Annotated in this window: 25 protein-coding genes and 1 tRNA gene; 13 read left to right on the plus strand and 13 right to left on the minus strand. The window is 65.5% G+C overall.

The window, feature by feature from the left end:
• Window positions 1-100 precede the first annotated feature (100 nt).
• The 3 genes from AAFG16_RS04305 to AAFG16_RS04315 form a co-directional block, all read right to left on the minus strand.
• A complete protein-coding gene (locus AAFG16_RS04305; RefSeq protein WP_342737579.1) occupies window positions 101-2,956 on the minus strand; it encodes a DUF2235 domain-containing protein in 2,856 nt (951 codons plus the stop codon).
• A gap of 237 nt (window positions 2,957-3,193) precedes the next feature.
• Window positions 3,194-3,439, minus strand: coding sequence for a hypothetical protein (locus tag AAFG16_RS04310; RefSeq protein WP_342740849.1), 246 nt, complete (start codon window positions 3,437-3,439; stop codon window positions 3,194-3,196).
• Between the two features lie 29 nt (window positions 3,440-3,468).
• Window positions 3,469-3,711, minus strand: coding sequence for a hypothetical protein (locus AAFG16_RS04315; RefSeq protein WP_027561386.1), 243 nt, complete (start codon window positions 3,709-3,711; stop codon window positions 3,469-3,471).
• A 293-nt stretch (window positions 3,712-4,004) separates the two neighbouring features.
• On the opposite strand from AAFG16_RS04315, the gene AAFG16_RS04320 reads away from it, so the two are divergent.
• The gene (locus AAFG16_RS04320) at window positions 4,005-4,964 is read left to right on the plus strand and encodes an AraC family transcriptional regulator (RefSeq protein ID WP_342737582.1); all 960 of its coding nucleotides are present in this window, start codon (window positions 4,005-4,007) and stop codon (window positions 4,962-4,964) included.
• A gap of 20 nt (window positions 4,965-4,984) precedes the next feature.
• Here the strand turns inward: AAFG16_RS04320 and AAFG16_RS04325 are convergent, their stop codons facing one another.
• The gene (locus tag AAFG16_RS04325) at window positions 4,985-5,218 is read right to left on the minus strand and encodes a hypothetical protein (protein ID WP_283083619.1); all 234 of its coding nucleotides are present in this window, start codon (window positions 5,216-5,218) and stop codon (window positions 4,985-4,987) included.
• Window positions 5,219-5,340: 122 nt separating this feature from the next.
• Between AAFG16_RS04325 and AAFG16_RS04330 the strand changes: the two genes are divergently transcribed.
• Window positions 5,341-5,814, plus strand: a complete 474-nt coding sequence (locus AAFG16_RS04330) for an SRPBCC domain-containing protein (RefSeq protein ID WP_342737584.1) — start codon at window positions 5,341-5,343, stop codon at window positions 5,812-5,814.
• Between the two features lie 16 nt (window positions 5,815-5,830).
• Here the strand turns inward: AAFG16_RS04330 and AAFG16_RS04335 are convergent, their stop codons facing one another.
• Together AAFG16_RS04335 and AAFG16_RS04340 are read right to left on the minus strand one after the other, a co-directional pair.
• A complete protein-coding gene (locus AAFG16_RS04335; RefSeq protein WP_342737586.1) occupies window positions 5,831-6,133 on the minus strand; it encodes a hypothetical protein in 303 nt (100 codons plus the stop codon).
• Window positions 6,134-6,303: 170 nt separating this feature from the next.
• A tRNA-Leu gene (locus tag AAFG16_RS04340) sits at window positions 6,304-6,388 on the minus strand.
• Between the two features lie 158 nt (window positions 6,389-6,546).
• Between AAFG16_RS04340 and AAFG16_RS04345 the strand changes: the two genes are divergently transcribed.
• The gene (locus AAFG16_RS04345; RefSeq protein WP_283083664.1) at window positions 6,547-7,089 is read left to right on the plus strand and encodes a disulfide bond formation protein B; all 543 of its coding nucleotides are present in this window, start codon (window positions 6,547-6,549) and stop codon (window positions 7,087-7,089) included.
• 145 nt (window positions 7,090-7,234) lie between these two features.
• Here the strand turns inward: AAFG16_RS04345 and AAFG16_RS04350 are convergent, their stop codons facing one another.
• Complete coding sequence (locus AAFG16_RS04350; protein ID WP_342737589.1) at window positions 7,235-8,320, minus strand: AbrB family transcriptional regulator; 1,086 nt, start codon at window positions 8,318-8,320, stop codon at window positions 7,235-7,237.
• Window positions 8,321-8,421: 101 nt separating this feature from the next.
• On the minus strand, window positions 8,422-8,691 hold the full coding sequence (locus AAFG16_RS04355; protein ID WP_342737591.1) for a PsiF family protein: 270 nt from the start codon (window positions 8,689-8,691) through the stop codon (window positions 8,422-8,424).
• Window positions 8,692-8,902: 211 nt separating this feature from the next.
• Here AAFG16_RS04355 and AAFG16_RS04360 point away from each other — a divergent pair, with 211 nt between their 5' ends.
• Entirely contained in the window at window positions 8,903-9,391 is a 489-nt protein-coding gene (locus tag AAFG16_RS04360) for a hypothetical protein (RefSeq protein WP_283083667.1), read from the plus strand.
• Window positions 9,392-9,556: 165 nt separating this feature from the next.
• Here the strand turns inward: AAFG16_RS04360 and AAFG16_RS04365 are convergent, their stop codons facing one another.
• A complete protein-coding gene (locus tag AAFG16_RS04365; protein ID WP_283083668.1) occupies window positions 9,557-10,105 on the minus strand; it encodes a TetR/AcrR family transcriptional regulator in 549 nt (182 codons plus the stop codon).
• Window positions 10,106-10,223: 118 nt separating this feature from the next.
• Here AAFG16_RS04365 and AAFG16_RS04370 point away from each other — a divergent pair, with 118 nt between their 5' ends.
• From AAFG16_RS04370 to AAFG16_RS04380, 3 genes are all read left to right on the plus strand, one after another.
• Window positions 10,224-10,652, plus strand: coding sequence for an acyl-CoA thioesterase (locus tag AAFG16_RS04370; RefSeq protein WP_342737593.1), 429 nt, complete (start codon window positions 10,224-10,226; stop codon window positions 10,650-10,652).
• Between the two features lie 3 nt (window positions 10,653-10,655).
• The gene (locus AAFG16_RS04375) at window positions 10,656-11,105 is read left to right on the plus strand and encodes a PaaI family thioesterase (protein ID WP_342737595.1); all 450 of its coding nucleotides are present in this window, start codon (window positions 10,656-10,658) and stop codon (window positions 11,103-11,105) included.
• A 127-nt stretch (window positions 11,106-11,232) separates the two neighbouring features.
• Window positions 11,233-11,892, plus strand: coding sequence for a DsbA family protein (locus tag AAFG16_RS04380; protein WP_342737597.1), 660 nt, complete (start codon window positions 11,233-11,235; stop codon window positions 11,890-11,892).
• 81 nt (window positions 11,893-11,973) lie between these two features.
• Here AAFG16_RS04380 and AAFG16_RS04385 read toward each other — a convergent pair whose 3' ends face one another.
• From AAFG16_RS04385 to AAFG16_RS04395, 3 genes are all read right to left on the minus strand, one after another.
• Window positions 11,974-12,180 carry a hypothetical protein gene (locus AAFG16_RS04385; RefSeq protein ID WP_283083672.1) on the minus strand — a complete coding sequence of 69 codons (207 nt, stop codon included), beginning with the start codon at window positions 12,178-12,180 and terminating at the stop codon, window positions 11,974-11,976.
• Between the two features lie 82 nt (window positions 12,181-12,262).
• Window positions 12,263-13,333 carry a phospholipase gene (locus AAFG16_RS04390; protein WP_342737599.1) on the minus strand — a complete coding sequence of 357 codons (1,071 nt, stop codon included), beginning with the start codon at window positions 13,331-13,333 and terminating at the stop codon, window positions 12,263-12,265.
• Window positions 13,334-13,354: 21 nt separating this feature from the next.
• On the minus strand, window positions 13,355-14,326 hold the full coding sequence (locus AAFG16_RS04395; RefSeq protein ID WP_283083674.1) for a S1C family serine protease: 972 nt from the start codon (window positions 14,324-14,326) through the stop codon (window positions 13,355-13,357).
• Between the two features lie 286 nt (window positions 14,327-14,612).
• Here AAFG16_RS04395 and AAFG16_RS04400 point away from each other — a divergent pair, with 286 nt between their 5' ends.
• The 6 genes from AAFG16_RS04400 (at window position 14,613) to AAFG16_RS04425 (ending at window position 21,917) form a co-directional block, all read left to right on the plus strand.
• The gene (locus AAFG16_RS04400) at window positions 14,613-16,031 is read left to right on the plus strand and encodes a M20 family metallopeptidase (RefSeq protein ID WP_342737601.1); all 1,419 of its coding nucleotides are present in this window, start codon (window positions 14,613-14,615) and stop codon (window positions 16,029-16,031) included.
• A gap of 262 nt (window positions 16,032-16,293) precedes the next feature.
• The gene (locus AAFG16_RS04405; RefSeq protein WP_342737604.1) at window positions 16,294-18,084 is read left to right on the plus strand and encodes a peptide ABC transporter substrate-binding protein; all 1,791 of its coding nucleotides are present in this window, start codon (window positions 16,294-16,296) and stop codon (window positions 18,082-18,084) included.
• Between the two features lie 30 nt (window positions 18,085-18,114).
• Entirely contained in the window at window positions 18,115-19,074 is a 960-nt protein-coding gene (locus AAFG16_RS04410; RefSeq protein WP_283083677.1) for an ABC transporter permease, read from the plus strand.
• On the plus strand, window positions 19,040-19,957 hold the full coding sequence (locus tag AAFG16_RS04415) for an ABC transporter permease (protein ID WP_283083678.1): 918 nt from the start codon (window positions 19,040-19,042) through the stop codon (window positions 19,955-19,957). The genes AAFG16_RS04410 and AAFG16_RS04415 overlap by 35 nt, the downstream gene beginning before the upstream one ends.
• A complete protein-coding gene (locus AAFG16_RS04420; protein WP_342737607.1) occupies window positions 19,957-20,952 on the plus strand; it encodes an ABC transporter ATP-binding protein in 996 nt (331 codons plus the stop codon). The genes AAFG16_RS04415 and AAFG16_RS04420 overlap by 1 nt, the downstream gene beginning before the upstream one ends.
• Entirely contained in the window at window positions 20,949-21,917 is a 969-nt protein-coding gene (locus AAFG16_RS04425; RefSeq protein WP_342737609.1) for a dipeptide ABC transporter ATP-binding protein, read from the plus strand. Before AAFG16_RS04420 ends, AAFG16_RS04425 begins: the two co-directional genes overlap by 4 nt.
• Window positions 21,918-21,976: 59 nt before the next feature.
• Here AAFG16_RS04425 and AAFG16_RS04430 read toward each other — a convergent pair whose 3' ends face one another.
• A complete protein-coding gene (locus tag AAFG16_RS04430) occupies window positions 21,977-22,624 on the minus strand; it encodes an HAD family phosphatase (RefSeq protein WP_342737611.1) in 648 nt (215 codons plus the stop codon).
• Between the last annotated feature and the right edge of the window lie 59 nt (window positions 22,625-22,683).

Here is a 22,683-nt window from a genome sequence, read left to right on the forward strand (position 1 = left end):
TCGTCCCGCACCGCGTGTCCCCCGCGGCGCGAGCCAGTTTATCCGCAGCGCAGATGCCGTGACACCCATAATCATGGGGCATCGACAGCCCGGGCTGCGCCTATCGGGCGGACACGGTCTGGGCCGGCTTTTCAGGCGGCTTCGCCGGCACCGGAAGCCGCTGCACCTTGATCCGCGCCGTGCCGCTGTTGTTGTCGTAGAATTTTTCGGTCCGCCCCTGGAAGGGAGCGAGCCACCTCGGCGTGAAGCAGCAGGGCAGCACGGTCGGAAAGATCTGGACGGCATCGTTGACGTAGAAGAACAGCTCGCCGGAATCGGGCGCGACGAACTCGGCGACGAGACGTCCGGTCAGATTCTGTCCTTTCCACACCTCGCGGGCCGCCGGCAGGTCGTCGGCCGGAATCGGCTGAAAATCGCCCAGCGCCTTGAGGTTCGCGCTGCGTGGATCCTTGTCGCCGAGCTCTTCCTCGACGCGGACCCAATATCTGTGCTTGGGGCTCTTTTCCAGATCGTCCTCCGCCGGAAGCGTCGGGTCCTTCCGGCGTGGCAGCACCTCCGCCGGCTCGACATTGATGGCCGTGAGCGGAATGTCGTTGATGCCTTTCGAGCCGATGCGCACCACCGGCTGGAACCAGTCGGCGCCGTAGAGCCGGCGCATCGGCAGGAAGATGTAACGCGCGAGGTCTGTCCCGAAGCCGTTCACGCCGGTCATGATGGTGCGGTCGAACCAGGGCTCGTCGATGTCGAGCCAGACGCGATATTTGCGGCCTTTCTCGACGGCCAGTCCGCTCCACCAGCAGAAGTCCCTGGTCTCGAATACGCTCCCCGCAGACAAGGGCTCGTCGAGCACCGGCTTGCCGCGTTCGACGCGCGTGCCGCTCGCAGTCTTGACCTCCGGCGCTGCGCAGACCTTGCCGAGCGCGACGCGGCCGGTGAAGTAGCTGGTGGATAGCATCAGCAAGGCCGAGCTGAAGATGATGAACAGAAAGCCGATAGGCATGAGACGCCTGGCAAACAGGGTGCGCGCCCACCCCATATTGTGCCGCATCCAGTTGCCCAATCTGAGCGAACGACTGGACGTTGCGATGTGCTCCCGGCTTGCCTTGCGTCGCGGCGTGTTCCAGGCGAGCCGCGCACGCTCCTGGATGTTGTCGCGCAGCACGGAGTTCTTGTTCCAAACCCAGAGCGTGACCAGCAGCACGGCCGAGGTCAGAACCGGATAATAGGTCGCGATGTCGAGCCACGGCGTCGCATAGGCCGGCAGCACGTGTCTCAGGATATTGGTGAGCGGCGCCACGACCGCGCTGAGCAGCCAGTCGGCGTCGGTGACGCGCTTCAAGAACCAGGTGTCCCTCAGGCCGCCGTCCTCGGATGAGCCGACCAGGCCGCGCGCGATCCACGGAAAGACGGCAATGAAGGCGACCATGAACAACAGTGAAAAATAGGCGACGCGCCGCCACCACACGGTGTCGCGCGTCAGGCTCGACATGCCAGGGTCCGGCGTGCTCATCGTGGTGAAGGCTTCGGCCTCCATTTCGCGTCGCGGACCGGTGGCCTTTGCCAGATAGGCGATCTTCATGATTGCGCGGACGACTTGCTCCTCGAGCTCCTTTTCTCTCTCGTCCCTTTTCTTCGATTGTAGCGGCAGCGTCGTTCCGCCCGGTACGATCGATCCGTCGGGAGGCCTCGTTCCGTCCGGCAGCACCGTTCCGTCCGGGAATTTCGTGTCGTTCGGCAGCAGCACGCGGCAATCCGCCGGAAGCATGATCGGCGCGTAGTCGTCACAGCCGAACAGCATGCGCTCGATGACGGCGAAGTGCACGACCGGCTCCCCGCCGTTCTGGCGGCCGGCCAAGATCGGGCGCGGTCCGTAGCGGTACAGCACCGCCGCGCCGCTGCGCGAATCGTGCCGCGGTCCGATCGCCGACTGGTAATCCCTGAAATGCTTGATCTCGCCGTCCTGGAAGCGCAGCCTGCCGCCGAGTTGCTCGACCATCCAGACCAGAGGCACGAAGGACAGCGTGGATTCCGGATAGCCGCCGCCGATGTCGGAATGAACGCCCGCGAACCACACTTCCTTGACGATCTGTCCCTGTCCCAGATGGCTCTGATCGATCCGCAGCGGATGGAAAGTGGTGCGCTCGTCGTCCAGCGCGAGCGCGTGACAGGCCTGCTTGACCTTGTGCGACAGGCGGTGATTGCGGAACGAGATCGGCCAGATCGCCCAGTCGATGGCGAGGCGAAGCTCCTCGATCGGCACGCCGAACGCCTCGACGGTGTCGAACAGTCCGAGGAATTCGATCTCGACGTCCCTGCGCACGCCCATCTTGCTGCGCACCTCGGCGTAGGAGCGTTGTCCGCAGAGCCCGTGATAGATGAACAGCAGGAAGTCGCGGATCCAGCGCGTGACCCAGATCGTCGGCAGGCTCTTGGTCCAGGGCACGGTGTCGCGGCGATATTCGCGCCAGGCGGCCTTGGCGTTGCGTTCCATCTCCGCATGCGACACCGGCGTGTTGTCGATCACGGCAGGCATGAGGCCCTGGCTGGAGATCATGGCCGCCAGCGTGCGGGCGGTGAAGGCGCCGCGGCTGAAGCCGAAGATGTAGATCTCGTCGCCCTCGCGCCAGTTCCAGCACAGGAAGCGGTAGAGCTTGCGGACGTTGCCGGGCACGCCGATGCCGGTGGCGCCGTCGAGCGCGGCGAGCGGCGCCCAGCCCGCGGTGCCGACACCCTTGATGTAATGCGCGATCTGATCCGGCTGGGTGTGGTCGAGGGCCTCATAGAGTCGCCAGACGCTGGATTCCTGGGTGGTGAATGCGTTGCCTGTGCCGTCGGCGAACAGCACCAGCTTGCGCGGCGCCAGTGGGTCGGGCGCATTCGCCGCGGCCCTTGGATCATCGTGCGTAGGGTCCGGCCTTGCAGGACCGCCATGCAGCGCCTCGTCCTCGTGCGTCATGGACTCCTCCGAAAATTCAGGTGGATGCTTTAGGGCCCGCTCGGGCGGCATCCTTCAAATTCATCCGTGATTTCATCGTGAAGTAATGGATTTCACCCGCAATCGCGCCGAGGTAGCAAAAAGGATGGCGGCGTCTTGCCCCGGCCGTCTATGAACTCAGCCACAGTCGGCAAAAGAAAAAGCCCGGGCAGGCCCGGGCTTTGAGTGCTATTTGCGAGGCGGCGGTCTGGCCGGCTGTTACCTGCCATTGCCGCGGCACGCGCCGCCGGGACCGATATGGTAGCCGCGCGGGCAGGCATGCGCGGCGGGGTTGGCATAGTTTCTGAGGCAACCGCCATAGGGGCCGCGGTGCCAGCCCTGGCCGCAGCCGCCGGCGACCGCGACCACGTCGTCATTCGCGCTCGCAAGCGGGGCGAGCGGCACGGCCTGGGCAGAAGCTGTGATCGCGCCGAGCGCGAGGCTTGCGGCAAACACGATGCGCATCATGTGGTGTGCTCCCGAACGCCGTTGCGTCAATGGCTTGCGGCGAAGGCGATGCCCGCGCGCACTTCGGTGATCGCCTGGTCGATCAAGCCCATCGCCTTCTCACGATGGCCGCCCTTGTTCGGCTCGGCCTTGCCGAGCTCGGCGCGGGCCGATTGCAGGATCGCGATGGCTTCGTCCATGTGGGGTTGCGCGCCCAGGGCATAACCGATGCAGAGGCTGGTCGCGATGGCGCCGCCGAGCACGAGGCTGCGGGGTAGAGAGGTTCGCATGTCGTCGTCTCCTCCAGCGGGCGCGAGGCCAGGGCCGCCCGTTTGCCCGGATGCCGTCCTCATGTGGGGAATGCCGCATCCGCCGCCTGAATAGGGCCCATCCGTGCGGGCCGTCTTGGACTGTCCGGCGCCCGAGGCTTGGGCCTTGGACTGACCGGCGCCGCTTGATTCACGTTGGCGTGCTGATAGCGTGCGCCCGCCGGTTTTCAGCGGGCATTCATTCCGGTCCTGACAGGCTGGCGCCGGTTTCGTGCACGACCTTTTCCCAAAAGTCTTTTTCGAAAGTTCTTTCGATGCCCGTCATCAGGAAGGCGCTCTCGACCGAAATGCTGCCTCAGGACCTGTCCGACCGGCAGCGCTTCATCCGCTTCGCGGAGCTGTTCGAGCATTTTTCCAACACCGGCGAGCTCGATCCTGCGCCCGACGTGCCGTTTCGCGCCGCGATGAACTCGATCCACATCGGCACCACCATGCTCGGCCGCTGCGACGGCAGCTTCGTCACGGTACGGCGCGACAAGCGCCAGGTGATCGAGACGGGCGACGACCGTTTCTGCCTCGCGCGCAACAGCGGAGACCGCCCGTCGCAGATGATCCATCGCGGCCGCGAATTCACCATGCGGCCGGGATCGATGGTGCTGCTCAAGCTCGACGAGCCGTTCTTCGCCGCCGACGGCGCGAGCCACAAGCGCTTCACCAACGTGCATCTGCCGGTCGACACGCTGCGCGCGATGGTCTGCGATGTCGACGATCTCGTCGGCCGCGAGCTCGAGCCCGGCGGCGCGCTGTCGCTGGCGATGGACTACAGCGATCTCCTGCTCCGTCATCCCGCCGCCGCCGACGAGGCCGGGATGGCGATCGCCGGCCATTTGCTCGATCTCGCCGTGATCGGCCTCGGTGCTCGCAGCGATGTCGCCATCGCCGCGCGCCGCCGGGGCCTGCGCGCCGTGCGGCTCAAGGCCGTGCTGTCGATCCTGAACATGCGCTTCCACGAACCGGATTTTTCCGCGCAGAAGCTCGCCGCCGCGGCCGGCCTCTCCGAGCGTTACGTCAACGAGCTCTTGTTCGAGGCCGGCGCGGGCTTCACCACCCGCCTCACCGAACTGCGCCTGCGCAAGGCCGCCGACCTGCTCGCCCATCGCGAGGGCCGCATCAGCGACATCGCCTTTGCCTGCGGCTTCAACGATCTCTCTTATTTCAACCGCTGCTTCCGCAGGCGGTTCGGGCTGACGCCGACCGCGGCTCGGGGGAAGTGAGGGGCGTCTTTCCTGCGAACCTACAGAATATCCACCCGCGGCGGCGGATAGCGCCGAGCCAGCACCGACAGCGACAGATGCCGTTCGCCCTCGGGCAGCTCTCGATAGGCCAGCACCAGCGGCCGCTTCCAGTCGCCGACGCCGAAATCCATCGCCATCCATTTCTGCGGCTCGGGCCCTTCGAGGCCCCGGACCCAGACGAAATAGCGGGGGAGGTCGTCGGCTTCCGCTTCCGTTGCGCGTCTCCTGGCCATCAAAGCTGCTCACTGCATCGCTACGCGTTGCGGTAGGATATAGGTATCTGCGCGGCGAAGTCGAACGGCTGACTGCGGATGGACTCATCGCGGCCTGCCGGTGCAAGCCGGAAAGCCCGGAAATGACCTCCAAGATGGTGACTGAATCAATTCGGATCGCGGCGAAGCCGGGACGTGTGTGGGACGCGCTCACCGATCCCCGGGCGGGCGACAGATGGCGCAACGCTCATTTCAGGACAGACTGGCGCATCGGCGCGCCGTTCGAGATCGAGGCCGTGATCGGGACCAAGCGCTACCGCGACAAGGGCCGCATCATCGAGGTCGAGCCGCCGATGCTGCTTCGCTACGCTTATTGGTCGCGCGTCTCCGGTCTGCCCGATCATCATCCTCAATCATGGTCGACCATCACCATGGCGCTCCAAGCCGACGGCGCGGAGACGCTCCTGACGGTCGACCAAATGGTGCCGCCTTCACCCCCGCGTTCAGGACCCGGTTGGGAGATTGGCGAGGACTCGGGTTGGAAGCATGCAGCCTTCTACTGGCGCAGCGCGCTCGCGATGCTGAAGCGCGCCGTCGAGGAAGAGCGCGGGAGCTGACGCGGAAGAGCTCCCTTCACTGCCAGAGCCGGCTCTCCGCCACGCGGTTGATGTCGGCAAGCCGGCGGTCGGCGTCGGCGTTCAGGTCGATGCTCGCAACAAGCGTCATCAGACGCTGATAGGCGCCATCGGCGACCTCGACCGGCAGCGGAGCCTCGTCAAACGCCTCGACATAGCTGCCGACGAGGCTGCTCAACAGGCGGCACAGGCCGCGCTGCTCGGGGTCGTCGCGACCGAGCGTCTCGAGCTTCTGCTGGAATGTCCGGAAGGTGCGCAGGCCGTGGTGCTGCTCTGAAAGCCACGCGTGCAGGTCGTTCATATGAGCTCCTTCGAGTTACGGAAGAAGCTACCGGCTTATACAGTGGGGATGTGACAATTGGAAGGGAGGGGATGTTCAGGCAGTCCGTCTTCGCCAAGAGGCTTCGCCGGACACGCTTCGCCCTTCGCTCTCGCATGGCTGCGCCACGCGAAGCCCCGAAGGGCGAAGCGTGGTGCCCCTGGCCGGAATCGAACCAGCACTCCTTGCGGAACTCGATTTTGAGTCGAGCGCGTCTACCAGTTCCGCCACAGGGGCCCTCGGTCGGCCCCTCCAGGGAGGGCGTCGCGAAGCCGGCGGACTATAGCCATGGACAAAGCGAGGTCAACCCGCGCCAAAGTGATCCCGGCCGTTCTCGACAGCCGCATGGGGCGGGGTTACAGCCTTGAGACGCGACCCGTCGAGAAGAGGCTGCCGTGACGACCCAGAGTGCCGCAATAGCTGCGTTCAGGCAGGACAGCGCCGGTCCCGCGCTGACCGCCTCGGTGCTGGTCACCTTGATCGCGACGGTGACCATCGCAGGCGCCTGGTTCTTCCAGCTCGTGCTGGAGATCCTGCCCTGTCCGCTGTGCCTGGAGCAGCGCTACGCCTACTACCTCGCGATCCCGCTCGGCGCGCTGACGGCGCTTGCGGCGCGGAGCGGTGCGCCGCGGCCGCTGCTGCTCGCAGGGCTCGCCATCCTCGCGCTGGCGACGCTCGCCAATGCCGGGCTCGGCACCTATCACTCCGGCGTCGAATGGGGCTTTTGGCAGGGACCGACCGACTGCTCCGGTCCGGTGGTCAATCTCGGCAGCGCCGCCGATCTGCTGTCGAAGCTCGACACCGTGAAGGTGGTGCGCTGCGACGAGGTGCAGTGGCGCTTCCTCGGCCTTTCGCTCGCCGGCTACAACGTGCTGATCTCGCTCTTGATGGCTGCCATCGCCGCGTGGGGATTTGTGCGGACGGCGAAGCGCGCGTAGCTGCCGTCGTAATGGCTGCCGTAGGGTGGGCAAAGCGAAGCGTGCCCACGATCTCCCAGCGATACGGCGTAGAATGGTGGGCACGGCGCTAACGCGCCTTTGCCCACCCTACGGCAGCGGAGTTCGTTACGGGAGCTGCGCTCCGTCAATCATCCACGTCGTCCTGCGTGCGGCCGAACAGGTGCACGATGCCCGGGGTTGCGATCGTGACGAACACGAAGCGCGAGAGGTGATGGGCGCCGACGAAGATCGGGTCGATGTGCAGGGTGAGCGCCAGCGCCAGCATCGCGTCCATCGCGCCCGGCGCGAAGGCGACGACGACGTCCGAGAACTTCACCTGCGTGGTGAGCGCGACGATGCCGACGAAGATCGCGGAGACGGCGATCGCCACGGTAAATGAGCCGAGCGCCGCGTTGATGTGGCCGGCCAGCGTCTTGATCCGCATCCGCGCGAAGCGGCTGCCGATCAGCGCGCCGATGCCGATCAGCGCCACGCCGCGCACCCAGTTCGGCAGGCCGCCCTCGACCCAGCCCGCGCCGTGCAGCACGCTGGAGGCGATCATCGCGCCGAACATCCAGCTCGCCGGAAACTTGATCAGCCGCAGCAGCAGCGCGGCGGCCAGCGAGGCCGCAACCAGCTCGACGAGGTCGAGCGGCGAGGCGATCGTCGTCGTCAGCGTCGGCGCCGCGGAGGGCGCGACGCCCGCGATCGCCAGCACCATCGGCAGCGCCGCCGTGAGGATGATGACGCGCATGGTCTGCACCACGGCGATGCCCGGCAGGTCGGCGCCGCGCTCGACCGCCAAAATCGTGATCTGCGATAGCGCGCCGGGGCTGCCGGCGAGGAAGGCCGAGGTGCGGTCCCAGCCATGGATGCGCTGGAGGTAGTAACTCGAGCCGAAGGTGGAGCAGAAGGTGGCGAGCGCGAGCAGCCCGATGGTGAAGGGATAGGCACTGACCTGCTGGATCAGATGGCGCGAGACCACCGAGCCCAGCGAGATGCCGAGCAGCACCAAGACCGTCTGGGTCAGGATGGGCGGCAGGGACAGCTGGCGGCCGGCGATCGCGGCGATGCCGACCGCGATCATCGAGCCTGAGATCAGCCCGCCGGGAAGGCCGGCGAGCAGAAACGCGAGGCCGCCGGCGGTGCCGATGACGAGCGTCTCCGCCGTGCTCAAGAGCTTGGCACGGCTCGGCCATTCGAACGGCAGGGAGGTGGTGATTTGCTTCACGCCACCTTATCGCAAATCAGCGGTAGGCGCACAATTGCAGGCTCGTCATGCCGCAATGCGCGCGCCTCCCACGGATGCGCGCGAGCCGTATTGTGACGGATTTACTTCTTTTCGGCGGCGGGGGCGGCGGTGCCGGCCTTCGCGGTCTTGATGCATTCGGAGCGGAATTTCTTGCGCTCCTTGCCGTGCAGGCCCTTGGCATCGGCTTGCTTGGAGCATTCCAGCGACTCGGCCGAGCGCTCCTTCGGCGCCTTCTTGTCGGTGGTGGCGGCTTCAGTCTTGGCAGCCGGCGCGGCGGTCTGTGCGAACGCGGTGCCGGAAGCGAGCAGGGAGGCGAGAGCGACGACGGCGAGGCGGGTCGTGAAGGTCATGGTGTTGCACTCTTCTTGCGAGAATGGCGAAGGGCTGCGAACGTCGGCTCGTGTTGCTGAACGCGACATGAATAATTTGAACGGCGGCATCACTATATTTTGGCGGCCGGCGCCATCGCTTCCTTGTCGCAAGCGGGCGGCACGCTAGGATAGCAATGTTCGTTTCACTTCCCCAGGGCATGACCGAGGGAAGACCAAGGAGGATCCAGGGATGACCATTCAATCGAAATTGCTGTGTGCGATCGCGGTGTCGGGCTTTGCCGTACTGGCGGCGAGCGCGCCGGCGCAGGCGCTGACCTCGCAGGAGTGCAGCGCGAAATATCAGGCCGCCAAGAAGGACGGCTCGCTCGGCACCATGAAGTGGAATGACTTCCGCAAGGCCCAGTGCGGCGCGGACGCGACGCCCGCCGCGGCGCCGACCGCGGCCGCTCCGGCTGCGCCCGCCGCTCCCGCCGAGCCGAAGCAGGCGAAGAAGGAAGCGGCTCCCGCGGCGCCGACCCTGCCGGCGGGACCTGCGATCTATCCGAATGCGGTTGATCCGAAATACTCCAAGGAGACCGCCGGCAAGGCGCGCCTGCACACCTGTGTCGACCAGTACAATGCCAACAAGGCCACCAACGGCAATGGCGGCATGAAGTGGATCGAGAAGGGCGGCGGCTATTACAGCGAATGCAACAAGAAGCTGAAGGGCGCCGCCTGAGCTTCGAATTGATGCGATGGCCGGAGCAACGCTCCGGCCATTTTGCTCGGGCCCTCTGCCGCGCCTAAAGCGTGATGAGATTGGGATGAATCGTCACCGCGCTTTAGGTTGTTGTTTGAGCATGATCTTTTCGGAAAACCGCTGCGCACTTTTCCGGATCATGCCCTAATCCAGCAGCTTCTCCGCCGATTTCGCCACCAGCTGCGACCGCTTGCGCGGGCCGCGCTCGACGAACAAGAGGCTCTGGCCGAAGATGAAGCAGTAGAACAGGAAGGCTTGCGCCTCGGCCTCCTCGGCCGCAAGGCCGGTCGCGCGATAGAGCTCGGCGACGTGCTTCAGCCGCACCGCATCGACGCTCGCCACCGCCGCCGCCGCATTCTCGTCCGAGCGGGCCCATTGCCGGATCGCAAGCTCGATCGCCATGCCCTCCGGATTGAGACGCTCGGAATAGAGCTGGATCACCGCCCTCAGCCGCTCGCGCGGCGCCTCGCCGTCGAGGCTGGTCTGCTGCGCGATCGAGGCCTCGCGTCCCTCGCGCCAGCGTTCCAGCATGAGATCGAGCAGCGCGGCGCGGTCGGCGAAGCGGCGGTAGAAGCCGCCCTTGGTGACGCCGAGATTCTTGGCGAGCACCTCGACCCTGACACCCTCGACCCCCGAGCGGGCGAGCTCGGCAAACCCTGCCTCGACCCAGACGTCGCCCTTGCCGTCGCTCATGAAATCAGCCTCACCGGTTCTTGATACGGTGCCGTATTGCTAACGCGACGGAGCCCTGATACGCTACCGTATCAATCAGCCAAAAAGGCGGAAAGAAAAAGGGCAGGGAGCAATTGCGATGGAGCAGGAGGCGACCTATCGCGGCACGGTGTATCCGTGGCAATGCGATCACGTCGGCCACATGAACATCATGTGGTATGTCGGCAAGTTCGACGAGGCCAACTGGAATCTGTTCGCCCGCCTCGGGCTGACGCCGAGCTACCTGCGCTCCTCCGGCCGCGGCATGGCGGCCGTGCAGCAGAACATCACCTACAGGCGCGAGCTGCTTGCCGGCGACATCGTCGAGATCCGCAGCCACTTGCTCGAAGTCCGCGACAAGTCGATCCGCTTCCGGCACGACATGACGAATGCCGAGACCGGCGAGATCGCCGCAACTTGCGAGATCACGGGTGTGCACATGGACCGTGGGCTGCGCAAGTCAACGCCGTTCGCAGACGCGATCCGGGCGGTCGCTTTGAAGCATCTCGCCGAACCGGTCGGGGTCTGAGTCATGGCCGCATTCGAGCCGAAAAACCCGGGCTATCGCGCGGCGACCATTGCCATGTTCGAGGGCCAGCCGGCGATGCACACGCTCGGCATCGCGATCGTACGTCTCGCGCCGGGCGAGGTCGAGCTGGCAATGCTGCATTCGCCTGCATTCACGCAGCAGAACGGCTTTATCCATGCCGGCATCATCACCGCAGGCCTCGACAACGCCTGTGGCGTTGCCGCCTTCACCCTGATGCCGGGCGAGGCGGATATCCTGACCGTCGAGTTCAAGACCACGCTGCTCGCGCCCGCCCGCGGCACGCGCTTCGTCTTCAAGGCCGAGGTGGTCAAGTCCGGCCGCACGCTCACCTTCTGCGAGGCCAAAGCCTTTGCCGAGCACGAGGGCAAGACCACGCTGATCGCCACCATGACCGGGACGTTGATGGCGATGCTGTCGCGCGTGGCGGCCTAGCGCCCGCCGGACACGATTTGCGCATGGCGCGGCGATGACATCGCGCCCGCGGCGTTCTATATGGACCCGTAACAATTCCCGGTCCCGGGCCGTATTCTTGCGGGATGGGACCGAAACGGGACGAGATATGACTGGATTTGGGAAGAAGGGCCTCGTGGCGACACGGCGCACCGCGTTGACGCTGATCGGGGCGGGCGCCCTTGCAGCGGGCGGGATCACCTCGGCGCTGGCGGCCACCGATGATGACGAGGTCCTGACCGAAACCAAGGTGCTGCGCGATCCCGACACGCCGGTCGCCGGCAATCCCGACGGCAACATCACCATCGTCGAATGGTCCGACTACAATTGTCCCTATTGCCGCAAGCTCGAGCCCGAACTGCGCCAGGTGGTCCAGGACGACGGCAAGGTGCGGCTGGTGATGAAGGACTGGCCGATCCTCGGGCCGGTCTCGGTCACCGCGGCGCGGATCGCGCTCGCGGCGAAATTCCAGGACAAGTACCACCAGTCGCATGACGCCATGATGGGGGTCAGCTCCCGCCTGACCGAGCCGCGCATCAACGAGCTGTTGGCCGCCGCCGGCGTCGACATGGACCGCCTCAAGCGCGATCTCACCGATCACGCCAAGGACATCGACGCCATCCTCAAGCGCAACAACGAGCAGGCGGAAGCTTTCGGTTTCCGCGGCACGCCGTCGTTCATCGTCGGCAAGTACCGCGTGCCCGGCGTGCTCAGCATGAACGAGTTCGAGCAGGTCATTGCCGACGCCCGCAAGGCCAAGATGAACTGAGCCGACTTATCGATCACAGCCAACGCAAAGGCGCCGCCGCGGAGCCGCGACGGCGCCTTGTTTGCATTTGGGCGGTCGAAATTACTTCGACGAGATCCGGACCCAGTCCTTGTGCGCGCGGTCGCGCAGCGCGTCCCAATCGGCCTTCGCGACGTCCCAGTTCACGATGGTGCGGTTGGTGGTCGCGACCTCGCCATTGGCGACGGATGAGGTCTGCATGGAGTCATAGATATAGACGCCGCACACGAGCAGCAGCGCGCCCAAGATCATTCCGAAAAAAGTCTGCATCTGCGAACCTCCGGTGACGGGCAATAACGTCGGCCCGGAGTGATGGTTCCGCGGCGATGCGGCGCATGTAAGGAGAGGTTATTCATCCTCCATTCAGCCATTCCACCAGCTCGGCATTGATCTCGCGCGGATAGGTGTGGCTGAGATCGTCGATCTCGCGGTACGTAACGTTGGCGCCCGCCGCCGAGAGCGCAGCTTGCGTCTGGCGGGCCGTCTGCACCGGAAACATCCAGTCGAGCTTGCCGTGGGTGATGAAGATGGGCAGGCCTTGCAGGCGCGTGGCATCCGCCATCTCCGCCATCAGCGGATGGAACGTCGCCGACACCGGCGCGAGATGTGTGAAGGGCGAAGCGCCCTCGAGGCCGGTGACGTAGCAGAAGGTGCCGCCGTCGCTCATGCCGGTCAGCAGCAAGCGCGAGGCATCGATGCTCCAGCGGCTGCGTACGGTCTCGAGGATGCGCATCAGGTTCGGCGTGTCGGAATCGTCGCCCATCAACGCCCAGGTCGGGCCGGTCGCGGTCGGCGCCACCAGGATCGCGCCGAGGCTGCGGCCGTCGCGCAGCCAGCTCCAGAGAAAACCGCGGCCATTGCCGCTGCCGCCGTGCAGCGCCATTACCAGCGGGATGGCGCGATCGGGCCTGTAATATTCGGGCACATAGACCGAGAAGCCGCCGCGGCTACCGGGCTCGTTGTGATCGTGGAAGATGCCGGTGTCGTCGCCCGCGCCGGCTTCGAGCCGCGCCAGCAGATCACCATTCTCGCGATTGGCGGCGTTGAGGAAGAAGTTGCTCACCGGCGGAAACTGCACCGCGAGCGGATAGAGCGCTTCCAGCGCGCGCGGGACGTGGCGCAGCGCACGGAAGACCGCGACGAGATCGCCATTGCCGCGCTCGACGTCGCGGATGCCGGCAAAGGCAGCGAGCGTCTCGGTGCAGGCGCGATCGAGCCGCTCGCGCAGCCCCGCGAACTGCTCCGGCCACTCCCCGATCGCAGCGTGTGCCGCTTGCAGGCCCTCATCCGGCGTGCCGATCGCATTCATCACCGAGGCGAAGGCGGGCGGATGCAAATGCCGCTGGAAGAAGCCGAGCGCTTCCAGCGCATTGAGCAGCGGCGGCAGCACGGCCACGATGTCGTCGATCACGGCCTCGCTCATCGCGGCTACCTCGGTATGGGATCAATGCAGCTTCGGCGCCTTCAGGAGCTTGAAGCGGTCGGTCGAGGTCACCGTGACGTCGAAGGTGACGCCTTCATGATGCACGGTGAGCGGTATATCGACGCCAGCGGCGCCGAGCGCCCACATCTTCCTGTAGAAGCCGGTCTGGCTCCTGACCTTCTCGCCGTCGACGGCGAGGATGACGTCACCGGTCTTGAGCTCGGCGCGCGCGGCCGGGCCGTTGGCGGAAATCCCGATCACCACCACGCGGTTGTCGATCTCGGTCGAGTACAGCCCGAGCCAGGGCCGTGCCGGTTTGTTGACGCGGCCGAACTTGCGCAAGTCCTCGAGGATCGGTTTCAAGAGATCGATCGGTACGATCATATTGACGTGCTCGGCCTTGCCCTCGCGCTCGCGTTCGAGCTGGAGCGAGCCAATGCCGATCAATTCGCCGCGCTCGTTGAGCAGCGCCGTGCCGCCCCAGTTCGGGTGCGCGGGATAGGTGAAGACGGCTTCGTCCAGCAGATATTCCCAATAGCCGGCGAATTCCTGCTTGGCCACGATCTGGCTCGCGACCGAGCGCGTGCGGCCGCCGGCGCCGCCGACCACCACGCGGTCGCCGATGCGGGTGTCCGCCGAACTGCCGAGCGGCAGGGGCTCGACGTCGAGATCGCCGAGCGCCTGCACGAGGCCGAACCCGGTGACCGTATCGAAGCCGAGCACATGCCCTTCGACAACGCGCCCGTCGGCGAGGTGCAGCCACACCGATTCCGCCTCGGTGATGAGATAGCCGATGGTCAGCACCAACCCGTTGTCGATCACGACGCCGTTGCCGGCGCGTTCGGTGCCCAATGTTTCGGCGCTGAAAGCGTCCGGCGGGATGATGGCGTGCAGGCCGACGACGGAGCCGAGCGCGCGGTCGAGATCGAAGCCGTAGTCGCTCGCACGCGGCTGATTGGCCGGCGGCACTCTCCATTCGGTCAGGGTGGACATGGAGTTCTCCTGGCTGAGAGCATCGCTCCGCCGTGGCTGGCGGAACGACGCGCGAAGCACTCATAATTTAGGCTGGCGGCGGCCGTCTTGAAAGCCTCGTTCCCAATTATTCCGGAGAACGCCGCGTGAAATCTTCGAAAGGCACGGAAACACTGCATGCACGCGACAGGCGGTTTGCGATCCGGCACCGGCCGCATGGCTGCTGTCCGACGAGGCGCTAGGCGGCCTGCGATGAAGCTGCTAACCATTGCCGCTTCGTTTGACCAAGGGATCACGGACCGAAGCAATGGACAACCGCAGCGACATCTGGCGTGGCGTCGACACGATCAAGGGGCGTTTCATCGACCTCAGCGACAAGGTCTGGGGCATGCCCGAAGTCTGCTACACCGAGGCGCGGTCGGCCGCCGAGCATCTCGCCGAGCTGCGTCACCAGGGTTTCCGCATCACCGAGAACGTCGCGGGCATTCCGACCGCGCTGATGGGCGAGTGGGGCGAGGGCGGACCTGTGATCGCCTTCATGGGTGAATATGACGCGCTGCCCGGCCTCAGCCAGGAGGCTGGCGTTGCGGAACACCGTCCGGTCGAAACCGGCGGCCATGGTCATGGTTGCGGACACAACCTGCTCGGCTCCGCCGCGCTGCTCGCCGCGACCGCGGTCAAGGACTGGCTCGCCGAGAACAAGGTGCCGGGCCGCGTGCGCTATTACGGCTGCCCGGCGGAAGAGGGCGGCGCGGCCAAGGCCTTCATGGTGCGCTCCGGTGCCTTCGAGGACGCCGACATCGCCATCACCTGGCATCCGCACAGTTTCTGGGAAGTCGCGGTGACGCCGTCACTCGCCAACACCCGCGCCGACTTCATCTTCACCGGCCGCACCTCGCATGCGGCGGCTTCGCCCCATCTCGGCCGCTCCGCGCTCGATGCGGTGGAATTGATGAATGTCGGCGTGAACTACATGCGTGAGCACATGCCGAGCGACGCGCGCGTGCATTACGCGCTGCTCGACACCGGCGGCATCGCCCCCAACGTGGTGCAGGCCCATGCGCGCGTGCGTTATTCGATCCGCGCCCGCGACCTGCCAGGCATGAACGAGCTGGTCGGGCGCGTGAACAAGATTGCCCAGGGCGCAGCCCTGATGACCGAGACCAAGGTCGAGATGAAGATCATCTCGGCAGTTTCCAACATCCTGCCGAATGCGCCGCTGGAGCAGGCGCTGCATCGGGTGATGGAGGAGCTCGGGCCGCCGCATTTCGACGATGCGGACAAGAGCTTTGCCGGCGAGATCCGCGCGACGTTGAGCGACAAGGACATCGCGTCGGTTTATTACGCGATCGGCATGGAGCCGACCGATCGGCCGCTGGCTGACTTCCTGGTGCCGCTCGATGCCAAGCGCAACCCGCTTGTAGGCTCGACTGATGTCGGTGACGTGAGCTGGGTGGTCCCGACCGTGCAGGTTCACGCACCGACGGTTGCAATCGGCACCCCGTTCCACACCTGGCAGGTGGTGGCGCAGGGCAAGAGCCCGCACGCCCACAAGGCCATGGTGCAGGCGGCCAAGGCGATGGCGGGCCTCGGCATCAAGGCGTTGACGCAGCCGGAACTGATCGAGGCCGCGAAAGCGGACCTCAAGAAGCGGACCGCCAAGACGCCCTATGTCTGCCCGCTGCCGGATCACGTCGCGCCACCGCTCGATATGTCCGTGGTGTAGAAAATTTCGTCTCGATACTTCGTCTGATCCAGCGAACAAATTTTTCGCAGTGCAACGTGGAATCCGGCGTGTTTTGACGCCGGTTTGCCGAACGCCTGGGCTGCCGAACGCAATTTTGCCCAACAGACAGCCAGAACACCGTTCGCATACACACGGTCGGAGTTGACGCGCAGCCTATTCGGTGTGCCATCTACCGCCAGCCAAACCCGGCGGCCGCTTGCGGTCGCCTGCATCCATACCGGGAACCAGACGGGGGACAACCATGCTGGATAAAGAACTGCGTTCGATGATCGGCGATGTGAAGGACGGGCGGATGGATCGCCGCGCCTTCATCAAGCGCATGGCCGCAGTCGGCCTCACCGCGCCCCTCGCCAACCAGATTCTCGCGCTCGGCGGCGTCGCCATGGCGGAAGGTCCGCAGGTCTACAAGCCGACCAAGCGCGGCGGCGGCGGTGCGCTGAAGCTGCTGTGGTGGCAGGGCCCGACCCTGCTCAACCCGCATTTCGCCACCGGGACCAAGGACCAGGACGGCGCGCGCCTGTTCTACGAGCCGCTCGCCTGCTGGGATCCCGACGGCAACATGAAGCTGGTGCTCGCCGCCGAGATCCCCTCGGTGGAGAACGGCAGCCTGGCCGCCGACGGCAAATCGGTGACCTGGAAGCTCAAGCCCGGCGTCAAGTGGCACGACGGCAAGCCATTCACCGCCGACGATGTCGTGTTCAACTGGGAATATGCCAAGGATCCCGCCACCTCGGCGCTGACCATTAGCACCTATCGCGACATCACGGTCGAGAAGGTGGACGATCTCACGGTCCGGATCGTCTTCAACAAGCCGACGCCGTTCTGGGCCGACGCCTTCGTCGGTGCACCCAACACCATCATCCCCAAGCATCTTTTCGCCGACTACAAGGGAGCCAAGTCCCGCGAGGCGCCGGCCAACCTCTCGCCGGTCGGCACCGGCCCCTACAAGTTCGTCGAGTTCAAGCCGGGCGATCTCGTCCGCGGCCAGCTCAATCCCGACTACCACATGCCGAACCGGCCCTATTTCGACACGGTCGAGATGAAGGGCGGCGGCGACGCCGTCTCGGCGGCGCGCGCGGTGATTCAGACCGGCGAATATGATTTCGGCTGGAACATCCAGGTCGAGGACGACGTGCTGCTGCGGCTGGAAAAGGGCGGCAAGGGCAAGACCATCTACGCCGTGGGCGGCGACACCGAGTTCATCGCGCTCAACTTCACCGACCCCAACACAGAGGTCGACGGCGAGCGCTCGTCGATGAAGACCAAGCACCCGCTGTTCTCCGACCCCGCGGTGCGCAAGGCGCTGTCGCTGCTGGTCGATCGCGAATCCGTCAAGAAGGCGATCTACGGCCGCGCCGGCCGCACCACCGCCAACTTCCTCAACGGTCCGGAGAAGTTCGTTTCCAAGAACACCACCTGGGAGTTCAGCATCGAGAAGGCCTCGAAGCTGCTCGACGATGCCGGCTGGAAGCCCGGCGCGGACGGCATCCGCGAGAAGGACGGCAAGAAGCTGAAGCTGCTGTACCAGACCTCGATCAACGGCCCGCGCCAGAAGACCCAGGCGATCATCAAGCAGGCCTGCCAGAAGGCCGGCATCGACGTCGAGCTGAAATCGGTCGTCGCCTCCGTGTTCTTCTCCTCCGACGTCGCCAATCCCGATACCTATGCGCACTTCTACGCCGACCTCGAGATGTTCCAGATCCCGCTGAGCCAGCCGGATCCGGCGCAGCACATGCGCCGCTATCTGTCGACCCTCGTCGCCACCAAGGAAAACAAGTGGCAGGGCACGAACTTCCCGCGGTGGGTCAACAACGATTACGACGCGACCATCGAAGCCGCCGAGAGCGAGATGGATCCGGTCAAGCGCGCGGCGCTCTACATCAAGGCCAACGATCTCATGTACCAGGACACCGTGTTCATCCCGGTGCAGCATCGGCTGAAGGTGGAGGCGGCAGCCAACAATCTGCGCCCGATCATCAGCGGATGGGCCAACGAAACCGACAATCTGCACGACTGGTACCGCGAGGAATGATCACGCGCGGCTAGGCGGGGTCCTTCTTTCATGAGTCAGTATGTCCTGCGTCGCCTCCTGATCGCGATTCCGAGCCTGCTCGGAATCTCGGTCGTCCTGTTCGTCGTGCTGGCGCTGGCGCCGGGAGATCCCTTCTCGGAGCTGGCGACCAATCCGAACGTGCCGCCCGAAGTGCAGGCCGCACTTCGGGCCAAGTTCGGCCTCGACGATCCGATCTACCTTCGTTACCTGAGCTGGCTCTCCGCCATGCTGCACGGCGACTGGGGTTTCTCCTTCGTCAGCCGGATGAACGTCGATCAGCTCATCCTCCAGCGCCTGCCGGCCACGCTCTACGTGATCGGCTCGGCGCAGATCCTGGCGCTGCTGATCGCGATCCCCGTCGGCGTCTATGCTGCGACGAAGCCCTATTCGCTGTTCGACCAGATCGCCAACACGCTCGCCTTCGTCGGCTTCTCGCTGCCGACCTTCTTCACCGGCATCCTGTTCATCCTGATCTTCTCGGTCACGCTGGACTGGCTGCCTTTCGTCTACACCACCGACATCAAGGCGACCGGCATCCGCTGGGTGCTGGAGATGATCCGCCAGGCGATCATGCCGGTGGCGGTGCTCGGTCTGTTCCAGGCGGCGTCGATGACGCGCTTCGTGCGCTCGGCGATGCTCGATGTCATCAGGCTCGACTACGTCACCACGGCGCGCGCCAAGGGCCTCGGCCAGGCCAAGGTCATCATCAAGCACGTGATGCGCAACGCCATGATCCCGGTCGTGACGCTGATCGCGTTGCAGATGCCGGCGGTGTTCGGCGGCGCCATCGTCACCGAGCAGATCTTCCGGATTCCCGGCATCGGCTCGCTGCTGATCTCCTCCATCCTTTCCAACGACACGCCGGTGGTGATGGCCGTCACCTTCGTCTTCGCGTGCCTCGTGGTGCTGTTCAACCTCATCGCGGACGTCCTATATGGCTGGCTTGACCCTCGCATCTCCCTCCGCTGAGCGGGGCGTCTACTCGCCCTGGCGCGAGACGTGGCGGCGCTACAGCCGCCACAAGCTCGCCGTGATCAGCGCCTTCCTGCTGCTCATCCTGATCCTGGCGGTCGTCGTCGGCCCCTTCGTCTGGCGCATCAAGATCAACGACATCGACATCGTGGCGGGCCTGCAGGGGCCCTCGCTCGCGCATCCCTTCGGGACCGACGATCTCGGCCAGGATATCCTGGCCCGCATGATCTATGGCGGGCGGATCTCGCTCGCGGTCGGGCTCGCCGCGATGCTGGTCTCGGTGGTCATCGGCACGCTGATCGGCGCGCTCGCCGGCATGTCGCGCGGCGCGCTCGGGCACGGCCTGATGTGGCTCACCGACCTGTTCCTGTCGCTGCCACAACTGCCCTTGCTGCTGCTGCTCATCTATCTGTTCCGCGACGGGCTGAAGTCGATGTTCGGTCCCGAGGGCGGCATCTTCATCCTGATCGTGCTCGTCATTGGCGGCCTGCGCTGGATGCCGGTCGCCCGCCTCGTGCGCGCGCAGTTCCTGTCGATCCGCGAGAAGGAGTTCGTGGAGGCGGCACGCGCGCTCGGCGCGAGCCCGGTGCGGCAGGTGGTACGGCACATCCTGCCCAATGCGGTCGGGCCCGTGATCATTGCCGGCACGATCGACGTCGCGGCCGCCATCATCGCCGAATCGACGCTGTCCTTCCTCGGCCTCGGCTTCCCGCCTGACACCCCGACCTGGGGCCGGCTATTGTTCGACGCCAAGGACTTTCTCGACATCGGCCCGCACTGGGCGCTGTTTCCGGGCGGCGCGATCTTCATCGCCGTGGTCGCCATCAACTTTATCGGCGACGGTCTGCGTGACGCGCTCGATGCGCGACGGGTGATCTGATGGCGCCGCTGCTCGAGATCAAAGGCCTCAAGACTCATTTCTCCACCGACGACGGCATCCTCCAGGCCGTTGACGGCGTCGACATCTCGATTAACCGCGGCGAGACGCTCTGCGTCGTCGGCGAGTCCGGCTGCGGCAAGACCGTGACCGCGATGTCGATCCTGAAGCTGATCGCGATGCCGCCGGGCCGTATCGCGGCGGGCCAGATCATCTTCGAGGGTCGCGACCTGGTGCCGCTGACGAGCAATCAGCTCGACGAGATCCGCGCCAAGGAGATCGGCTTCATCTTCCAGGAGCCGATGACCTCGCTCAACCCGGTGCTCACCGTCGGCGAGCAGATCGCCGAGAGCCTGCGCCGCCATGAGGCGGTGACCAAGAAGCAGGCACTCGAGCGCACCATCGAGATGCTGAAGCTGGTGCAGATCCCGAACGCCGAAGGCCGCGTGCACAATTATCCGCACCAGTTCTCCGGCGGCATGCGCCAGCGCGTGATGATCGCGATGGCGCTCGCCTGCAAGCCGAAGCTGATCATCGCCGACGAGCCCACCACCGCGCTCGACGTCACCATCCAGGCGCAGATCCTCGATCTGCTCCAGGACATGAAGGAGCGTTTCGGCATGGCGGTGATGCTGATCACCCATGCCATGGGCGTCGTCGCCGAGACCGCGCAGCGCGTCGTCGTGATGTATGCCGGCAAGGTGGTGGAGGAGGCCCCCGTCGACGATCTCTTCGCCGATCCCCGCCATCCCTATACGCAAGGCCTGATCCGCTCGATCCCGCGCATCGATCTCGACAGCGAGCACAAGACGCGGCTCGAAGCGATCGGCGGCTCGGTGCCGATCCTGATCAATCCGCCGGTCGGCTGCCGCTTTGCGCCGCGCTGCAAGTTTGCCATGAACGTCTGCACCGAGAGGGAGCCGCTGCTGCGCGAGGTCGCGCCCGGCCACCGCATGGCCTGTCATCTGGGAGATCCGCAGTTGGGGAACGTGTCATGAGCGAGCCCTTGCTCCGCGTCAGCGGCCTGAAGAAACACTTCCCCGTGCTCGGCGGCCTGCTCTCGCGCCAGGTCGGCAGCGTCTATGCGGTCGACGGCGTGTCGTTCTCGGTCAATCGCGGCGAGACGCTGGGCCTCGTCGGCGAATCCGGCTGCGGCAAGTCGACGACGGGGCGCTGCGTTCTGCGCCTGATCGAGCCGACCGACGGCGAGGTCACCTTCGACGGCCAGGACGTGCGCCAGCTCGGCGGCAGCGATCTGCGCGCGATGCGGCGGAACATGCAGCTGGTGTTCCAGGATCCCTTCGCCTCGCTCAATCCGCGCATGACGGTCGGCGCCATCCTCGGCGAAGCCTTCACCATCCACAATCTCGCATCCTCCGCCAAGGAGCGCGAGGAGCGCGTCGCGGCCCTGCTCGTGAAGGTCGGGCTCAAGGCCGAGCACATGCGGCGCTACCCGCATGAGTTCTCCGGCGGCCAGCGCCAGCGCATCGTGATCGCGCGCGCGCTCGCGGTCGAGCCGAAGCTGATCGTCTGCGACGAGCCGGTCTCTGCGCTCGACGTTTCGATCCAGGCCCAGGTCATCAACCTCCTGGAAGACCTCCAGGCCGAGTTGAACCTCACTTATCTCTTCGTCGCGCACGACCTGTCGGTGGTCGAGCACATCTCCGACCGCGTCGCGGTGATGTATCTCGGCCGCATCGTCGAGCTGGCGAAAGCCAGCGACCTCTACCGCCATCCGCAGCATCCCTACACCAGGGCGCTGTTGTCGGCGGTGCCGGTGCCCGATCCAAAGCTCAAGCGCGAGCGCATCCGCCTCAAGGGCGACGTGCCGAGCCCGATGAAGCCGCCGTCAGGCTGCCACTTCCACACCCGCTGCCCGATCGCCCAGCCGCGCTGCGCCGAAAGCGCGCCCGAGCTGAAGGAAGGAGCGAGCGGGCACTTCGTGGCGTGCCATCTTGCGTAGTGCGATGAACCCGCAGGGTGGCCACAGCGCTTGCGCGCCTTTGCCCACACTACGCATATTCATCCATGAAGCAGGCCATATTCCGAAAGGGCCTGCCTGAACGCCTCGATCGACGTGTGGTGATGCGCGAACAGGCCTGCCTCGCGAGCGCCGGCAACATTGGCCATGAGATCGTCAATGAACAGCACGCTCTGCGGCATCACGTTGAGCTCGGACAGGCAGCGGCGATAGCAGCGCGGGTCCGGTTTCGCCGTCTTGAACTGGGCCGAGGCATAGATTCTCGAGCCGAACAGCGGACGCAAGTCCGGCAGCAGCGTGTCGACATGGTCGGCGACCAGCGTGGTGTTGTTGGTCAGGACGGCAATGTCGACGGTCTCGCGCAGGCGACGGACAATCTCCAGCATCGCGGAATTCGCCTGCATCGAACGGCGCCGCGCCTCCACCCACTCCTCGAGCGACAGCGGATAGCCCATGCGTTCGCCGAAGCCTCGAAGATAAGCCGCAGCATCGAGCGTGCCGGAATCGCCGAGCGCCTCGAAGCCGCTCTCCCAGATCGCCTCGTGGATGAACGCGCTGGTCGTCCCCGCCAGCTTTGCCAGGCAGGCGACGCGCTTCGCCCTGTCGTAGTCGCAGAGCACGTTGTCCATGTCGAACAGGACGAGCTTGATGGCCTCAGTCACGGCAACACTCTCGGATCGGCCGAACATCCGGCCGTGACTGCAGTCATATCGCGCCGAAACGCGGCCGACAAATCAGCGTGGCTATG

Origin of the sequence: Bradyrhizobium sp. B117, from assembly GCF_038969555.1 — a bacterium.
Classification (GTDB): domain Bacteria; phylum Pseudomonadota; class Alphaproteobacteria; order Rhizobiales; family Xanthobacteraceae; genus Bradyrhizobium.

Bases quoted from the DNA above. Each gene is read 5' to 3' on its own strand.
- AAFG16_RS04305 (WP_342737579.1), bottom strand. From the start codon at position 2,956: ATGACGCACGAGGACGAGGCGCTGCATGGCGGTCCTGCAAGGCCGGAC.
- AAFG16_RS04370 (WP_342737593.1), top strand. From the start codon at position 10,224: ATGGAGCAGGAGGCGACCTATCGCGGCACGGTGTATCCGTGGCAATGC.
- AAFG16_RS04380 (WP_342737597.1), top strand. From the start codon at position 11,233: ATGACTGGATTTGGGAAGAAGGGCCTCGTGGCGACACGGCGCACCGCG.
- AAFG16_RS04400 (WP_342737601.1), top strand. From the start codon at position 14,613: ATGGACAACCGCAGCGACATCTGGCGTGGCGTCGACACGATCAAGGGG.
- AAFG16_RS04355 (WP_342737591.1), bottom strand. From the start codon at position 8,691: ATGACCTTCACGACCCGCCTCGCCGTCGTCGCTCTCGCCTCCCTGCTC.
- AAFG16_RS04325 (WP_283083619.1), bottom strand. From the start codon at position 5,218: ATGGCCAGGAGACGCGCAACGGAAGCGGAAGCCGACGACCTCCCCCGC.
- AAFG16_RS04315 (WP_027561386.1), bottom strand. From the start codon at position 3,711: ATGCGAACCTCTCTACCCCGCAGCCTCGTGCTCGGCGGCGCCATCGCG.
- AAFG16_RS04365 (WP_283083668.1), bottom strand. From the start codon at position 10,105: ATGAGCGACGGCAAGGGCGACGTCTGGGTCGAGGCAGGGTTTGCCGAG.
- AAFG16_RS04310 (WP_342740849.1), bottom strand. From the start codon at position 3,439: ATGCGCATCGTGTTTGCCGCAAGCCTCGCGCTCGGCGCGATCACAGCT.
- AAFG16_RS04320 (WP_342737582.1), top strand. From the start codon at position 4,005: ATGCCCGTCATCAGGAAGGCGCTCTCGACCGAAATGCTGCCTCAGGAC.
- AAFG16_RS04335 (WP_342737586.1), bottom strand. From the start codon at position 6,133: ATGAACGACCTGCACGCGTGGCTTTCAGAGCAGCACCACGGCCTGCGC.
- AAFG16_RS04360 (WP_283083667.1), top strand. From the start codon at position 8,903: ATGACCATTCAATCGAAATTGCTGTGTGCGATCGCGGTGTCGGGCTTT.
- AAFG16_RS04410 (WP_283083677.1), top strand. From the start codon at position 18,115: ATGAGTCAGTATGTCCTGCGTCGCCTCCTGATCGCGATTCCGAGCCTG.
- AAFG16_RS04425 (WP_342737609.1), top strand. From the start codon at position 20,949: ATGAGCGAGCCCTTGCTCCGCGTCAGCGGCCTGAAGAAACACTTCCCC.
- AAFG16_RS04430 (WP_342737611.1), bottom strand. From the start codon at position 22,624: ATGTTCGGCCGATCCGAGAGTGTTGCCGTGACTGAGGCCATCAAGCTC.
- AAFG16_RS04420 (WP_342737607.1), top strand. From the start codon at position 19,957: ATGGCGCCGCTGCTCGAGATCAAAGGCCTCAAGACTCATTTCTCCACC.
- AAFG16_RS04395 (WP_283083674.1), bottom strand. From the start codon at position 14,326: ATGTCCACCCTGACCGAATGGAGAGTGCCGCCGGCCAATCAGCCGCGT.
- AAFG16_RS04385 (WP_283083672.1), bottom strand. From the start codon at position 12,180: ATGCAGACTTTTTTCGGAATGATCTTGGGCGCGCTGCTGCTCGTGTGC.
- AAFG16_RS04405 (WP_342737604.1), top strand. From the start codon at position 16,294: ATGCTGGATAAAGAACTGCGTTCGATGATCGGCGATGTGAAGGACGGG.
- AAFG16_RS04390 (WP_342737599.1), bottom strand. From the start codon at position 13,333: ATGAGCGAGGCCGTGATCGACGACATCGTGGCCGTGCTGCCGCCGCTG.
- AAFG16_RS04375 (WP_342737595.1), top strand. From the start codon at position 10,656: ATGGCCGCATTCGAGCCGAAAAACCCGGGCTATCGCGCGGCGACCATT.
- AAFG16_RS04330 (WP_342737584.1), top strand. From the start codon at position 5,341: ATGACCTCCAAGATGGTGACTGAATCAATTCGGATCGCGGCGAAGCCG.
- AAFG16_RS04415 (WP_283083678.1), top strand. From the start codon at position 19,040: ATGGCTGGCTTGACCCTCGCATCTCCCTCCGCTGAGCGGGGCGTCTAC.